This window comes from Streptomyces sp. NBC_00104, from assembly GCF_045160825.1.
In the GTDB taxonomy this organism is placed as follows: domain Bacteria; phylum Actinomycetota; class Actinomycetes; order Streptomycetales; family Streptomycetaceae; genus Streptomyces.
Map to the genome: position 1 here is coordinate 8,511,660 of NZ_CP108215.1, position 14,396 is coordinate 8,526,055.

Sequence of the window (14,396 nt, forward strand, 5' to 3'; positions counted from 1 at the left end):
CAGTGGCGCCGGCCTGTGTGGGTACGCCAAGGGGCCCGGACCTCGTGAACATCCGAGGCCGGGCCTTGCGTACGGTCCCCTTGCGTACGGTCCCCTCGCGCACGGTCCCCTGGCGGGTGTCCGACCGGCCGCGGCACGAGAGGTACGCGGTCAGTCTCCGTGGGTCTCCGGCACGTCGATGCGGTACTCGACGCCGCCCGCCGCCCGCTCCCTCAGCTCGGCGCGGCGGATCTTCCCCGAGGTGGTGCGCGGCAGGAATGGCACGAACTCGATCACCCGCACCCACTTCTCGGGCGGCAGCTCCGCCCGCACCCGCTCCAGAATCCCGTGTGCCGTACCGGCTCCGACAGGGTGGTCCGCCACGGCGACCACATAGGCCTTGGGCGCCCACAGGCCCACGGGATCGGGCACCGGCACCACGGCCGCGTCGGCCACCGCCGGGTGGCGCAGCAGCACCTCCTCCAGCTCACGCGGGGAGATCCGGTGGTCGAACGCCTTGAACATGTCGTCGGCGCGCGCCAGATAGGTGAGCGCGCCGTCCGGGGTGCGCAGCGCGAGATCCCCCGTGTGGTAGTAGCCGTCGGCGAACGCCTTGTCCGTACGGGCCTCGTCTCCCACATAACCCCGCATCAGACCCACCGGGCGGTCCGTCAGGTCCAGACAGATCTCACCCGGCCGACCGTCCGGGACCTCCTGCCCGGTCTCCGGGTCGAGCAGCACGACCGTGTAGCCGGGCAGCGGGAAGCCCATGCTCCCGGGCGCGGGCGGACACCCCGGGGGATTGCCGATCTGACCGGTGGTCTCCGTCTGCCCGTAGCCGTCCCGCAGGCCGATTCCCCACTCCCGCTCGACCAGTTCGATCAGCGACGGCTCCAAAGGTTCACCGGCCGCCACGGCCTCCCGCAGGGCGGGCGGCCGGGGCCCCAGGCCCTCGGCCGCCATGCCGCGCCACACCGTCGGCGGCGCGCAGAACGTCGAGATCCGCCGGCTCCGCAGGATGCCCAGGATCTCGGCGGGCGTGCTGCGCGCGGCGTCCAGCGCGACGACGGTCGCCTCCGCGTTCCACGGCACGAACAGCGAGCTCCAGGCATGCTTGGCCCAGCCGGGAGCGGAGATGTTGAGATGCACGTCGCCGGGCCGGACCCCGTTCCAGTACATGCCGGAGAGATGCCCGACCGGATAGCTGACGTGCGTGTGCTCCACCATCTTGGGCTTCGACGTCGTACCCGAGGTGAAGTAGCGGAACAGCGGATCGTCCGCGCGCGTGGGCCCGCCGGGGGCGAAGCCCACGGCCGCGCCGGCCGAGTCCTCGTACCGCAGCCAGCCCCCGGCCAGGTCGCCGCCGCCGACACCGATACCGGTCCAGCCGCCGGGGGCTCCCGCGAAACGGTCCGCCAGCTCGGACTCGGCGACGACGTACCGCACGCCGCCGCGCAGCAGCCGGTCGGTCAGCTCCTGCGGGGTCGCGGTGGTGTAGGTGGGGATGACGATCACGCCGAGCTTGATGGCGGCGAGCATCGTCTCCCACACCTCCTCACGGTTGCCGAGCATCAGCAGCAGTGGGTCACCGCGCCGTACCCCGATCGACCGCAGCCAGTTCGCCACCTGCCCGGAGCGCCGGGCCAGTTCCCCGTACCCGATCAGTCGGTCGGTCTCGGGGCCGCCGGAACCGACGATCCGCAGCGCGGCGCGGTCCTGCCGTGCGGCGACGCTGTCGAACCAGTCGAGAGCCCAGTTGAACTCGGCCGGACGAGGCCATCGGAACTCCGCGACGGCCTTGGCCCGGTCGCTACGGTGCAGCAGCAGGAGGTCCCTGGCCGCCAGGAACTCCTCCGCGGGCGACAGCGCCCTCATGCCGAGTCCCCCCTGCGGGCGCCGACCACGCCGGAGCCGCTGCCCGACTGATGCGGGATGATCACCGGCTCGGCCGCGGGGCGTGGCTGCTCGACCGGGCGCAGGGCGTCCACCGCGATGGCGTCGGCGTCCCGGTAGAAGAGCGTGGACACTCCCGGGCGGCTGCTGCCGACCTGGGTGAACCAGCGGGTGTGCTCGGTCGGGATACCGATGGCGTACAGATCGGGCTGCGCCCTGCCCTCCGCGTTCACGACGTGGAACGGGCTGACGGTGACATCCATGCCCCCGGTGACATGACGACTGCCGCCCGGCCCGTCGATCACGTACGGGCGGACCATGCCCTCCGCGACGAGCTGCTGTGTCAGGGGTGAGGTGTCACGGCGCAGGTCGGGTGTCGGGATACGGGCGTCGATCAGGGTGTGCACCAGTCGGGCCGAGCCCGCCACCTGCGGTGAGACGACCCTGAAGCCACCGGCCCGCTCATCGGTCCCGAAGTCGGTCCCGGGGCCGGCCACCTCCACCAGCCCCTGGCGGATCAGCGCCCGCAGCTGCTCGACGCGGGACATCGGGGGACCGGCGGACAGCAGGGCGTTGACGGGCAGGAACCGGCGGTGGAAGAAGCCCGTGTGCGACTCGGGAAGCAGACCGCCGTAGTCGACCGCCTCCCGAACGACGTTGCGGATGTCACGCAGGACGTCCAGCGCGGACTTCAACGGCCCGTCCAGGGTGCCGAGCGCGGCAGCCGCCAGATCCTCGTCCACCACCTTCAGCAGCCGCTCGCGGAACTCCTCGCCGGAGGCGAACCGCGTCTCGCCGAAGGGCCGGGCCAGGGCGTCGAGATCGATCGGCGGTACGCCGTCGAGGCCCATGGCCGACAGCAGGGGGCCCCGCTCCTGTCCGGCGCGCAGCGCGGCGGCGTGAGCATCGGCGAACACCTCCGCCGCCGTCCGGCCGCGGGAGATCCGGACGTGCGTGACGTAGTAGACGTGCTCGACCTCCTGGAGCAGCAGCGGCAGCACGTCCGCGGCGAAGTCCAGCTGGTCGCCGCCGGACTCCTTGAGGCGGGCGGCGCGGGCCGCGCGCAGCGCGTCCGCGGTGAGGAACAGCGCCTTGTGGCTGAAGTCCGGCCGCTTCTGGTTGCGCCCGCGCGCCGGGATGGGCAGCCCGCTGCGCGAACCGGCGACGATCCTCGGCTCCCGGCCGCTCGCCCGGTACACCAGCTCCCCGTCCTCGCCGGTGTCGAACTCGCCACCGCGGCCGACGGTCAGCGACAGCATCACGTCGTAGAAGGACAGCCCGAGACCACGGATGCCCACGGTGCCGCCGGCCGGGATCGTGTCCTCGCCCAGCGGCATGTCGGCCGCCGAGTCGCCGCACAGATAGTGCGTGCCGGGCGTGCGTCCCGTGAAGGCCAGCATCTTTCGCTCGAAGTCGTCCGGGGAGTTGACGGGGTGCCCGGTGGCGAGCACGACCCGGTCGGCCTCCAGCAGATGCGGAGCCGTGTCGAGGCTGAGCAGATAGCCGCTGTCCGCGCCGGTGCGCAGCGCGGTCACCCGGCCGGTGACGGGGACGACCTCCACATGCGGGGGCAGGTTGTCCACGATGCTCTGGTGGACATCGGCGAGGTACTGCCCGTAGCGGACGCGGGGCGCGTAGTCGTCCGGTCCCAGCGGTTCCTCTCCCGCCTCGGCGCGCTGTGCGATCCACTCGCCTAGGGAGGGGCCGGCGCCCGGGCGGTGGGGGCCGCCGTCCGGGGCACCGGAGTACATGGTCACTTGGCTGATGACGGTGTTCATGGTGAACCAGGGGTCCTGGTCCGTGCGCCACACCCGGCCGGCGCCGACCTCGGTCGCGTCGACGAGGTGGATCCGCACGGGACGGGGCGTGGTGCCGTGGGCGGCCCGTTCGGCCTCGGCCGTGGCACGGACGGCGAGCCGCTCCAGGACGGAGATGCCCCGGGGGCCGCTGCCGACGACGGCGATGATCAGTGGGCGCGTATCGGATGAGTATCCGGACACAGGGAATTCCTTGGTGGTGAGGAGGAACGCGCGAAAAGGAAGCCGCACGGCACCGGAGCCGCACGGGTAACCGGGCGGATCGGTCACACGGGCAGGGCGGCGCTGTCGCCGTGCTCGCCGCCGTGGACCGCCGCGGCCCGGTCGAAGGACTCCTGGATGTGCGAGAGCATGCCGAGCAGGTCGTCGGCGCGTAGGCGCTCACGCCCCGGCGCAGGCAGCGCGCGGATCGGCATGGAGCCGGTCGTGTACCACTGGAGGCTGCCGCGCGCGTCGATGTAGCTGCGTGAGCGCTGGGCGTTGTCGGCGTGCAGACAGTACGGAACGTCGAGGATGCCGCGGCGGAACGCCTCCGTCAGGGCGCGGCCCGTGTCGGGGTGGATCTCCAGGACCGCCTCGACGAGGGACCGCGCCTCGGCGAGCACGCCGTACTCGTCCCCGGCGTCCGGCGTGCGCCCCCGCTCCGCGGCGGCGGCCAGCGCGGCCTCCTCCAACGCGTGGACGTTGTCCTGGATGGTGGGGATCCGGTGCGCCTCGGCCGGCGTCTTGACGATCAGGCGCTCGGTGCCGGTGAGTGCGGCCAGCCGGGCGCTGTCCCGCAGCAGCGCGAGGGCGCCCTCGGTGGTGCGCGGGAACACACCCATGTACGTGTAGAGCACGACGTGCCAGTCGAGGCCGGCCAGGTGCTCCCCGGCCAGGGTGCGCAGGGCCAGCAGTGCCTCGACGTCCTGGTCGTGGTGGGTCTGCTGGGCGTAGCTGAGGGAGATGCTGCGCAGCCCGTGCTGCCGGAAGAAGATCCCTTCCAGTACGGACAACGCGATGAGCAGACCCGGCGGGCAGAGCTGGCCGAGCATGCAGCCGCCGAAGCTCTCCAGGTGCGTGCCCGGTCGCGACGCCAGCAGTTCGCAGCTGCGCGCCCAGGCGTCCACCGACTCACGGATCGGGGTTCTGCTGTAGGGCAGGCAGTACGAGACCGGCCCGCCCTCGGTGGCATCGAGTCCGGCGTCCAGGAGGGCGCGGACGATGTGGAGCGGATCGGCCGAGCCGTGCCGTACCTGGACGGCGAATCCGTCGCCTGAGAGGCCCGACACGAGGTCGCGGGTGGTGTCGGCGCCGTGGGCGACGATGGGGTAGCCGTTGAGGTCGGTGCCCTCGGCGAGCGCGTGGCGGGCTGACGCGATGTCCCCGACACGGGTGTAGCTGTCGATCGTGAGGGTGCCCACCGCGCGGGCGCGGGCCTGCTTGACGGCGCGCAGTCCCGCGCGCATGCGCGGCAGGTCGGCGAAGCCCATCCGGGGCTGCACGACCAGTTCCCCGGCCCGGCGGGCGGCGGCGACCGCCGACGAGAACACGCCCGGCCCACCGTCGGGGTGCGTGACGTCGCGACTCCGGGCCGGGACGGGGTGGGAGCCGGTCACCGCGCCCCCACAGCGGTGAGTGCCTGCCGGGGGGCCTGGGTGAGATAGCGGCGGAACTCGGCGACTCCGGCCGCGTCCTCGAAGACGGCGTCGAACCCGGCGGACATCAACTCCGGCCCGTAGGTGCCCGCTTCGGCGCCGCGCACCCCCAGCTTGCCGCCGATGACGATCCGCAGATCGCGCAGGTCCGGTTCGTCGCGCAGGCGGCGGACCGCTCGGGCGCCGTCGAGCGCGCCGTGTCCGTTGACGCTGCTGATGACGACCAGCTCCGGCCTGAGACGCCGGCATTCCTCGATGAGCAGGTCGTCGGGGACGCACGAGCCGATGTTGGTCACCTCGTGCCCCATCTCTTCGAGGAGGAGCTGAAGGAAGACGAGGTTCCAGGTGTGGGAGTCCGAGGAGACGCTGGAGACGAGCACGTGGTGGCCGCCGCGCTCGACGGAGGTATGGGCAAGGGGTTCCGGTGCTTCCGGCCGGTCGGCGCGGACGGACTGGACGCTGTACGAAGACAAGGAACGGCTCTTTCGACTGGCGGAATAGCGGGTCCGCGGATGGCGGATGGCGGGTGCGGGAGAAGCAGAGGGCAGGGGACGGGGCGGGGGCCCGGTCAGGGCGGCGGAGCCCCCACCCCGTCCGGTCACGGGGCCGCGGTGACGCCGACGGGGCGCAGTGGCTTCTGCGGGGTGCTGGCGGCGGCGGGACGGGTGCGGATGGCGAGCACGGTGCAGCCGGTGCGGCTGGACATCTGGTGCTCGGTGCCCGGACCTTCGACGACGAGGTCGCCCTTGACGTACGAGATCCCGTCGCTGTGGTCCAGCACTCCGTCGAGGACCAGCATCAACTCGTAACCGAGGTGCTCGTGGAAGTCACCGTGCGCACCCGGGGGAAAGCGGAGCAACAGGCCGACGGAGTCCTCGTTCTTCGACTCGTCCGGCGCCCACAGCACGTGGTGCTCCACGCCGATACGGCCCGGCTCGGACCAGGGCACCCAGGCGAGATCGCTGAGTTCGAAGCCGCTGCGGAACACGTTCGGGATATAAGAGATGTCCGACACTGTTTACCTCTCGGGATTTCTTGGAATACCTCGAGAAGCGTATGCAGGCCTGGCCGGGGTAGTTCCCTGCTTCCGCCGATGGGCGTTATCAAGATTTTCGATGGCGGCCGGAAAAAGAAAGGGCGGGTGGGGGTGCGGACCGAATCGGTCCGCACCCCCACCCGCCCTCTCGATGGGGTACTGAATGGCGTCACGCCATTTGTGTCACCGCTTCCCTGCCGACGCGCGTCGCCACGTCGCACACGGCCGAGACGGCCGCCCTGGCGAGTTCCGGGCCGGCCCACAGGGCGCGAACCCCGAGCTGGGCCCGGGGGAGACCCGGCAGCACCGCCAGGTGATGGCCCTCCTCGGGCTGACGTAACGATTCGCTCGGAAGCATGGCGATGCCGTATCCGGTGCGGGCCAACTGGCGGGCTCCGCCCATCGATCCGGCCTCGATGACCTGCGGGTCGATGCCGTACGCCTCGCGCAGGGCGGTGACCAGGATGTGGTGCGAGGCGCAGTCGGGGTCGACCGCGAGCACGCGGACGGAGGCCAGTGAGGTAGCCAGGTCCGCGGACTCCACGAGAGCCGTGGATCCCACCGGCACCACTTCGAGAGGGGGAAGCTCCTCGATGACGATGCCGGCGGGCGCGTTCTCGGGAGCGGAGCAGTCGCCGTGCACCAGGGCCACATCCACCTCGCCGGTGCGTACCGCCTCGTAGGCGTTGCTCATGGCCAACTGCCGGGGTGAGACCTGGACCTTGGGGTAGCGGTAGCGGCAGTCACGGATCAGCGAACCGATCCGGGTCTCCAGCAGCAGGGCCGAGGCGCCGATGGTCGTGCGTCCCTCCGTCTCGCCCGATGGATTGAGCGCGCTGGCCATTTCGTCGACGACGTGGAATATTCGAGTCGTGTATTCGTGAAATATTTCCCCCGACGCTGTCAGGCGGACGCCGTGTGGCAGTCGCTGGACCAGCTGCATGCCGACGCGCGATTCCAGCGAACGAATATGAGACGTGACGCTGGACTGTGCATAGCCCAGACTTCTGGCGGCTTTGGTGAGGCTCCCCAACCGGGCGACCTCACGAAATGTCCTGAGTTGATAGAGCGCAAGATCTATCGTCACGGTCCCCCCCATGAGACACGTATCCCCTGTGGAAAAAGCCGATCCGGTCGTTCCGGCAGGGGCGCCGGGAAAGACCTCGCGACGCGTGCCCTGGAATCGGCCACTCCGGAAAGGCGGCCCTCTTCCCCAAGGGTCGTTCTTCCGGGACACTCATCATTCTAACGGCTCAGTGATCGATGTTGCGTTATGTAAGAATCCTGCCATAGGCATGTGCCTCCGACAAGTCACGTCCCCATTCACCCCGTAAGGACCCCTCATGCTCCCCGACGCTCCTGCTTCGGCGCCGGCGGACATCCCTCCGCTGAACGGCGAACCCCTGCCTCTTGAGTTCGTCAACACCGTCTTCCCCGTGCGCGGCGCGCTGTGCGACGGCTTCCGCACCCCGGAGCACGTCGCCTGGTGGTTGGGCGCGTGCCGTCACCGATTCGCGACGCGTATCCCGGACAGCGCGCTGTCCGGGATCGGCGCCTCCGACACGCACTGCTTCGTCCTGCTCAGGGATGCGGCCCGCCGACTGGTCGACGCCTATGTCCACCAGCACGATTCCGATCCCTGGGACGTGGCCCAGGTCAACAGGGTGTCGAGCCTGGGCAGGCCCTGGCCGCAGCTGCGCTGGAACACCGGCGGGCGGCCCATGGCCGTGGAGGTCGGTACGGCCCCGCCGATCGTAGCCGTCCAGGTCGAGATCGCCCATGCTCTGGTCGACCTGCTGGGCGGTGAGTCGGGAATGGAGCCCCGGGCCTGCCCCGCGCCTGGGTGTGTCTTCTTCTTCGACCGCGCGCGCTCCCGCCGGGAGTGGTGCTCGACGGGCTGCGGCAACCGGGCCCGGGCCGCACGGCACTACGCCCGGCATCACCGCCTTTCGGGAACCTGACACACTCAGACAGACGCGAATCTAACGGTCGAAGGTTGAGTGGTCCGTTAGATGAGGTGGACAATCCATGAATCTGCAGCATTGCGCGGGTGCATCGGAATAACCGATCGCTGCCATCTGTGATCACCCCGGTGACGGAGTGCGAGGACGCCATACGTTTTTCGGCGGAAGCCGCACCGCCGTGGAAAGGGCCCCTCGAGTCCTCTCCACGGCCCAGACCGACAGGGGACACCTCATGCTCCGCTCCGCACGTCAGGGCAGAACCTCACTGAAGACCGTCGTGGCCACCACGGCCCTCGCGGGGATCGCCGTGCTGGCCCCGGCCGACGCTGTCGCCGCTCCGTCCGCGCCGGCCGTCGCCGACACTTCGCGAGGCGCCAACGATCACGTCCTGTACTGGAACAACGCCATCCTGGACGTGTTCCGCAAGACCGGCGGAACCCCCGGCCCGCTGACCCGCGGCGGCGCGATCATGGATCTGGCGATCTACGACGCGGTCAACTCGATCCAGACCATCGGCAAGCCGTACCTGACCAAGGACACCACCGCCGCCGGTGTGTACGGCGCCCTCAACACGTCGATCGACTACGCGGCGTACACCAGCCTGCGGGGGGCCTTCCCCAACTACCCGGTCGCCGACCTCGACGCGAAGCTCAAGACGGCGCTCGCCATGCCCGACAGCTCCACCGAGGCGACGCGCGAGCGCGGGCGGCTCCTCGGTACCAAGACCGCGGACGCCCTGCTCGCCCACCGTGTGAACGACGGCTCCGCCGACACCACCCCCTACGTGGTGACCGATGCCCCCGGCCACTGGAGGCCTGCCGCGGGCAAGCCGGCCGGCGCCCCCAACTGGGGCAAGGTCAAGCCCTTCGCGCTGACGTCCGGCTCGCAGTTCCGTCCGGGGACGATCGGCGGGTTCAAGTCCGCCGACGAGCTTCTGAAGAGCCCCGAGTACGCCAAGCAGGTCAACGAGATCAAGCGCATCGGCGGCAGGAACTCCACCGCCCGCACCGCCGACCAGACCCGGCTCGCGCACTACTGGGCCAACGACATCGACGGCACGTACAAGCCGGTCGGCCAGCAGTACGACCACACCCTGGTGATTTTCCGCAAGTACCGGCCGAACGCCAGCTCCTTCGAGAGCGCCAAGCTCTTCGGTCTCACCTCGGTCGCCCTCGCCGACGCGGCGATCGCGATCTGGGACTCCAAGTACAACACCGACTGGGACGTGTGGCGTCCGGCGGACGCCATCACACGCGCCGGTGAGGCTCCGAACCCGGACATCGTCCCCGATCCGGCCTGGCAGCCCGAGGAGCAGGACACCGCGGGCAACAGCTTCAGCCCCAACTTCCCGACGTACGTCTCCGGTCACTCCGGCGTGGGCGCCGCGTGGGCCGGCATCCTGCGGAGCTACTTCGGCACCGACAAGCTCTCCTTCACCGGCGGCACGGACGACCCGCTGGCCAAGGGTGTCACCCGTTCCTTCACCAGCCTGAGCGCCGCCGCGCAGGAGAAGGCCGACAGCCGCAAGTACATCGGTGTGCACTTCGAGTGGGACAACACCGCGGCCCTGTCGCTCGGCTACAAGGTCTCCGACCAGGTGTTCCGCAGCGTTCTGAACTGACGACCGTTCTGAACCGGCCGTTCTGAACCGGCCGTTCTGAACCGACCCGAAAAGCCGCCCGACCGGTCGGCCGCGCCCTTGAGGGCGCGGCCGACCACCCGGGACCGGGTGCGCGTATCCGTCAGGCGGTTCCGTCGTCCCCTCGTACGCGACGGCTGTGCCGGGCGACGCGCACCCGGTTCCCACAGCCCGCCGTGCACCACTCGCGGCGGGCATGGCTTTGCACGAAGTACAGGATGCAGCCGGGCGCGGCGCAGGCCCGCAGCCGCTCCGCCCGCTCCCCGCCGAAAAGGGACACCGCCGCCGCGGCCACCTCCCCGAGGGCCACCCGCCGAGGATCACTCTCCAACCACCGCTGCACGGTCGGGAAACCCGGCTCCGCGGTCAGCTCCTGCCACTGGAGGGCCAGCCGCGCCGTCGCGTTCACCACGTCGAGGTGCGCGGGGTCCGGGGCCCCGCCCGAGGTCCGTACGGCACACAGTTCCCGCAGAGCGCGGCGGAGTTCCAGGAACGCGTCGACATGGGCGGGCCGCGAGGGCGCCGCCTGCCGGAGGGGGTGTGCCAGCGCAGGGGAGAACCGCTCCGCGTGCGTCTCCAGCCAGGCGTCGAGATCCGCCGGCCGGGTCAGCGCGTCCACGAGACGGCCACGCATCCCACCCTTGATGTAGGTGGTGTTGACCAGGTCGAGCGGCAAGGGCTCGCCGGACAGGGGGAGCTGTTCGACGGCTGAACGGCCGCGTACCTGATTCGTGGTGTCGCCCATCGCCCCATCCTGGCCTGATCGAAAACCCTGCGCACAGCTAATGCTTGTTGTTATTGTTCATCCATTAGCTCGTCCATTGGCTCATCCGTTAGCTCATCCATCCGTGCAGTCCCCGTGGAAGGAACCCCGTGTCCGACGCCCCGGTCACCGAAAGCCCTGCCCCCCGCCGGTTAGCGGCCGTACTCTCCAGCAAGGCACCGGCCCGCGCGGCCACCTCCTTCATCTCGGTCGCCACCCTCGGCGGAGTGGTCGCGCTCGTCCTCCTGGTCGCCACCGGCAAGCTGCTCGACCAGACGGTGCTCATCCCGCCGCTCGCCGCCAGCGCGGCCCTCGTCTTCGCCGCTCCGGCGCTCCCGCTCGCCCAGCCCCGCAGCGTCGTCGGCGGCCAGCTGGTCTCCGCCGTCGTCGGCTTCCTCTGCCTGGCCGTGGCCGGCAGCTCCATCTGGACCGCGGCGGTCGCCGGCGGTCTGGCCATCGGCGCGATGGCCGCGGCCCGCACACCGCACTCGCCCGCCGCCGCCACCTCGGTCATCGTGGTCCTCACCGAGCCGCAGACCGCCCTGTTCCTGTTGCTCCTGCTGCTCGCCACGCTGGTGATCGTCGGCGTCGGGATCGTCGCGGGGCGCAGTGGCAAAACGGCCCGCTACCCCACCTACTGGTGGTAGGCCCGGCCGATGACAAGCCGCTATGGACAGCTGCTGTTCACCGAGCAGGTGCGCGACCACCAGGAGAGGCAGGGCAGCCGCCTCAACTACGCGCACATGACGGCGGGACCCGAGACCGCCGACCGTCTGACCGGGCGTGAGACCGCGTTCGCCGCCACCAGGACCAGCTTCTATCTCGCCAGTACGGGCTCCACGGGCTGGCCCTATGTACAGCACCGTGGCGGCCCCCCGGGTTTCCTGCGGGCGCTCGACGAGCGGACGCTGGGCTTCGCCGACTACCGGGGGAACAAGCAGTACATCACCACCGGGAACCTCGACACCGACAACCGCGTCTCGCTGCTCCTCATGGACTATCCGTCCCGGAGCCGGCTGAAGATCCTCGGCCGTGCCCGGACCGCCCACGTCGACGCGTGGCCGGGGTCGGCCGGCGACCTGCTGCCCGGTCGCTACTCGGCGACGGTCGAGCGGATCGTTCTCATCCAGGTCGAGGCGTACGACTGGAACTGCCCTCAGCACATCGAACCCCGCTACACCGAAGCCGAGTTGGAGGAAGCGCTCGGCCCGGTCCGGCAGCGCATCGCGCGACTGGAAGAGGAGAACGCCCGGTTGAAGCAGGCCCTCCGGTCCCACCCCGAGTCCCATGCGTACTGAGCCCCTCGCGGCCTGTCCGTCACCGTCCTTCGCCGCGCACCCGGGGATGGCACGCGCCTTCCCCGGAGGCCGGGCGACCCTGGGACTGATCGCGCCGCTGGAGTCGTTCGCGGGTGACCTTCCCAGCATGGAGGGCCATCTGGAACTCGCCCGCACCGCCGAGGACCTGGGCTTCGCGTCGCTGTGGCTGCGCGACGTCCCGCTCCTCGTACCCGGCCAGGGAGACGGCGGACAGCTCTACGACCCCTGGGTGTACCTGGGGGCCCTGGCCACCGTCACCCGGCGCATCACCCTCGGCACGGCCAGCACCGTGCTCCCCCTGCGCCACCCCGCCCATGTCGCCAAGGCCGCGGTCTCCGCCGACCACCTCTCGCGGGGACGGATGCTGCTCGGCATCGCCGCCGGGGACCGCCCCGCCGAAATGCCCGCCTTCGGTCTGACCGGAGCGGACATCGGAACGCGGCTGCGCGACGGCTGGGACTATCTCCGCCACCTCACCGGACCGTCCACCGGCGGATACTCGTCCCCGCTCGGAGAACTGGGCCCCGGCACCGAGCTCGTACCGAAACCTCTCCACGGCCGACTGCCGATGCTCATGACCGGCCGCGGCGGGCAGGCACTGGAATGGACCGCCGAACACGCCGACGGCTGGCTCTACACCGCACTCACCGTCGAACAGCAGCGCATGAACACCGCCCGCTGGCGCCGCCTGACCGGCGAGGCGGGCACTCCCGGCTCCAAGCCGTACGCCCAGGCCGGCTACCTCGTCCTCCACGACGACCCCCGCTCAGCACCCCGGCCCCTTCCCCAGGGCTGGTCCATGGGGCGCGAACCGCTCATCGAGCTCTTCAAGGCGTACGAAGCGGGCGGCGTCGACCAGCTTCTCCTGAACCTCCGTCACAACACGCGTCCGGCACGGGAGGTGATGGCCGAGCTCGCGGAACATGTGCTGCCGCATTTTCCGACGGAGCGGGGCGCTGAGCAGCCGCCTCCCTGAGCCCCTGTCGACGCGGGGGCCGCCGCGCCCGGTCCGGGCCCCGGCTTCACCAGCCGGGCCGGGCCCGGCGGCCGAACAGCAGGCCGCGGGGCTCGGGCGGGGGTGGGGTGCCGGGGCGCAGGGGCCAGGCCAGGAGCATGCCCGCGACGAAGCCGACGAGGTGGGCCGCGTACGCCACCGAGCCGATCTCGGAGACACCCTCGTCGGACGAGTAGACCGCCTGGAGCACGAACCAGGAGCCCAGCACCAGCCACGCGGGCAGTCTCAGGGGTAGGAAGACCAGGAACGGGACGAGCACCCAGACCCTGGCCCTCGGATAGAGGACGAGATACGCGCCGAGGATTCCGGCGATGGCCCCGGACGCGCCGATCAGCGGCTCGCCGGAGTCGGCGTTGAGGAACGCGTAGCCGTAGGACGCCGCGTAGCCGCAGGCCACGTAGAAGAGCGCGAACCGTATGGGGCCCAGCCGGTCCTCGATGGTGGTGCCGAAGATCAGCAGGAAGAGCATGTTGCCCAGCAGGTGCAGCCAGCCGCCGTGCAGGAACAGCGCGGTGAGGACGGACAGCGCGGGCGACTTGTCGTAGCCCGGCGGGCCCAGCGCACAGCCGCCCGACCGGGCGAGTTCACCGGTGGGCACCAGCTGCGGCAGCTGATGACGGATCAACTCCTGCGGCACCGCCGCGTACTGCTCCAGGAACGCCTGCGTGTGACACAGCCGGGCCAGCTCGCTGTCGCCGGGCACGGAACCGGCGAGACCCGGCATGAAGACGAAGACGAAGACGTTCGCGGCGATGAGTGCGTAGGTCACGTAGGGCGTGCGGCCCACGGGGTTCACGTCATGGACGGGGATGACCACACCGGACTTGTGCCCGGGAAACGGGGCCGGAATCAGCGTGCCCGGTGTCGGCGTGGGCCTCGGCGCCGCCGCCGGTGAACGTGCGGGGCGGGTGGTGCGTATGACTTCTCAACCGCGGATCTACGTGAGGAACAGGCGATGAACGACCGAGTTGCCCCGGCGATGCACGCCACCCCCGATGGTGAGGCCGAGATTTCGCTGGTGGTGCGGCTGCCCTGGGAAGACGTGGCCGCGCTCGGCCAGGAGGCCGGGCGGCTGGCGGCGCGGATGCAGCGGCCGGTGACGCTGGACGAGGCGGTCAGCCATCGGCTGCGCTCTGCTCGGCCCGCCGCGGCGCATGCGAAGCCGGCTGCGGCGCCGACGGCGCCCCCGGCTGTGACCTCGTCCGCTTCGGTGTCCTCGTCCGCCTCGGTGTCCTCGTTGCCGGCTCGGCCGCCGGCGGAGCAGGCTCGGCAGGCGATCGATCGGATCACGGGTACGTCGGCTGTGTGACGGGGGCGCCGTAGGGGTGCTTGCG

The 14,396-nt window shown here is 70.8% G+C and carries 14 protein-coding genes and 1 pseudogene; 6 read left to right on the forward strand and 9 right to left on the reverse strand.

Annotation, left to right across the window (positions count from 1 at the left end):
* Window positions 1–150 precede the first annotated feature (150 nt).
* The 7 genes and pseudogenes from OG272_RS37340 to OG272_RS37370 form a co-directional block, all read right to left on the reverse strand.
* Window positions 151–1,854: an AMP-binding protein gene (locus tag OG272_RS37340; RefSeq protein WP_405895561.1), complete on the reverse strand. Its 1,704-nt coding sequence runs from the start codon at window positions 1,852–1,854 to the stop codon at window positions 151–153.
* On the reverse strand, window positions 1,851–3,872 hold the full coding sequence (locus OG272_RS37345; protein WP_327727389.1) for an FAD/NAD(P)-binding protein: 2,022 nt from the start codon (window positions 3,870–3,872) through the stop codon (window positions 1,851–1,853). The genes OG272_RS37340 and OG272_RS37345 overlap by 4 nt, the downstream gene beginning before the upstream one ends.
* A gap of 83 nt (window positions 3,873–3,955) precedes the next feature.
* On the reverse strand, window positions 3,956–5,287 hold the full coding sequence (locus OG272_RS37350; protein WP_405895562.1) for a methylaspartate mutase: 1,332 nt from the start codon (window positions 5,285–5,287) through the stop codon (window positions 3,956–3,958).
* On the reverse strand, window positions 5,284–5,799 hold the full coding sequence (locus OG272_RS37355; RefSeq protein WP_326575793.1) for a cobalamin-dependent protein: 516 nt from the start codon (window positions 5,797–5,799) through the stop codon (window positions 5,284–5,286). Before OG272_RS37355 ends, OG272_RS37350 begins: the two co-directional genes overlap by 4 nt.
* A 125-nt stretch (window positions 5,800–5,924) precedes the next feature.
* Entirely contained in the window at window positions 5,925–6,341 is a 417-nt protein-coding gene (locus tag OG272_RS37360; RefSeq protein WP_326575791.1) for a cupin domain-containing protein, read from the reverse strand.
* A 190-nt stretch (window positions 6,342–6,531) separates the two neighbouring features.
* The gene (locus OG272_RS37365) at window positions 6,532–7,206 is read right to left on the reverse strand and encodes a substrate-binding domain-containing protein (protein WP_328224761.1); all 675 of its coding nucleotides are present in this window, start codon (window positions 7,204–7,206) and stop codon (window positions 6,532–6,534) included.
* Window positions 7,207–7,263: 57 nt separating this feature from the next.
* Window positions 7,264–7,461: pseudogene (locus OG272_RS37370) on the reverse strand (LysR family transcriptional regulator); the annotation flags it as partial.
* A 244-nt stretch (window positions 7,462–7,705) separates the two neighbouring features.
* On the opposite strand from OG272_RS37370, the gene OG272_RS37375 reads away from it, so the two are divergent.
* The gene (locus OG272_RS37375) at window positions 7,706–8,323 is read left to right on the forward strand and encodes a CGNR zinc finger domain-containing protein (protein ID WP_326575789.1); all 618 of its coding nucleotides are present in this window, start codon (window positions 7,706–7,708) and stop codon (window positions 8,321–8,323) included.
* A gap of 235 nt (window positions 8,324–8,558) precedes the next feature.
* Window positions 8,559–9,947, forward strand: coding sequence for a hypothetical protein (locus OG272_RS37380; protein WP_326575788.1), 1,389 nt, complete (start codon window positions 8,559–8,561; stop codon window positions 9,945–9,947).
* 121 nt (window positions 9,948–10,068) lie between these two features.
* Here the strand turns inward: OG272_RS37380 and OG272_RS37385 are convergent, their stop codons facing one another.
* Window positions 10,069–10,710 carry a CGNR zinc finger domain-containing protein gene (locus OG272_RS37385; protein WP_405895563.1) on the reverse strand — a complete coding sequence of 214 codons (642 nt, stop codon included), beginning with the start codon at window positions 10,708–10,710 and terminating at the stop codon, window positions 10,069–10,071.
* Window positions 10,711–10,838: 128 nt separating this feature from the next.
* Between OG272_RS37385 and OG272_RS37390 the strand changes: the two genes are divergently transcribed.
* Genes OG272_RS37390 through OG272_RS37400 form a run of 3 tightly spaced genes read left to right on the forward strand, consistent with a single transcriptional unit; the run spans window position 10,839 to window position 13,023 of the window.
* Window positions 10,839–11,375, forward strand: a complete 537-nt coding sequence (locus OG272_RS37390) for an HPP family protein (protein WP_326575785.1) — start codon at window positions 10,839–10,841, stop codon at window positions 11,373–11,375.
* A 9-nt stretch (window positions 11,376–11,384) separates the two neighbouring features.
* A complete protein-coding gene (locus OG272_RS37395) occupies window positions 11,385–12,026 on the forward strand; it encodes a pyridoxamine 5'-phosphate oxidase family protein (protein WP_326575783.1) in 642 nt (213 codons plus the stop codon).
* Window positions 12,016–13,023, forward strand: a complete 1,008-nt coding sequence (locus OG272_RS37400; RefSeq protein ID WP_327727387.1) for a TIGR03571 family LLM class oxidoreductase — start codon at window positions 12,016–12,018, stop codon at window positions 13,021–13,023. Before OG272_RS37395 ends, OG272_RS37400 begins: the two co-directional genes overlap by 11 nt.
* A gap of 46 nt (window positions 13,024–13,069) precedes the next feature.
* Here OG272_RS37400 and OG272_RS37405 read toward each other — a convergent pair whose 3' ends face one another.
* Window positions 13,070–13,879, reverse strand: a complete 810-nt coding sequence (locus tag OG272_RS37405) for a rhomboid family intramembrane serine protease (protein ID WP_326575779.1) — start codon at window positions 13,877–13,879, stop codon at window positions 13,070–13,072.
* 138 nt (window positions 13,880–14,017) lie between these two features.
* On the opposite strand from OG272_RS37405, the gene OG272_RS37410 reads away from it, so the two are divergent.
* Window positions 14,018–14,371 (forward strand): hypothetical protein, encoded by a 354-nt coding sequence (locus OG272_RS37410; RefSeq protein WP_327727386.1) that lies wholly within the window; start codon window positions 14,018–14,020, stop codon window positions 14,369–14,371.
* Window positions 14,372–14,396: the final 25 nt, after the last annotated feature.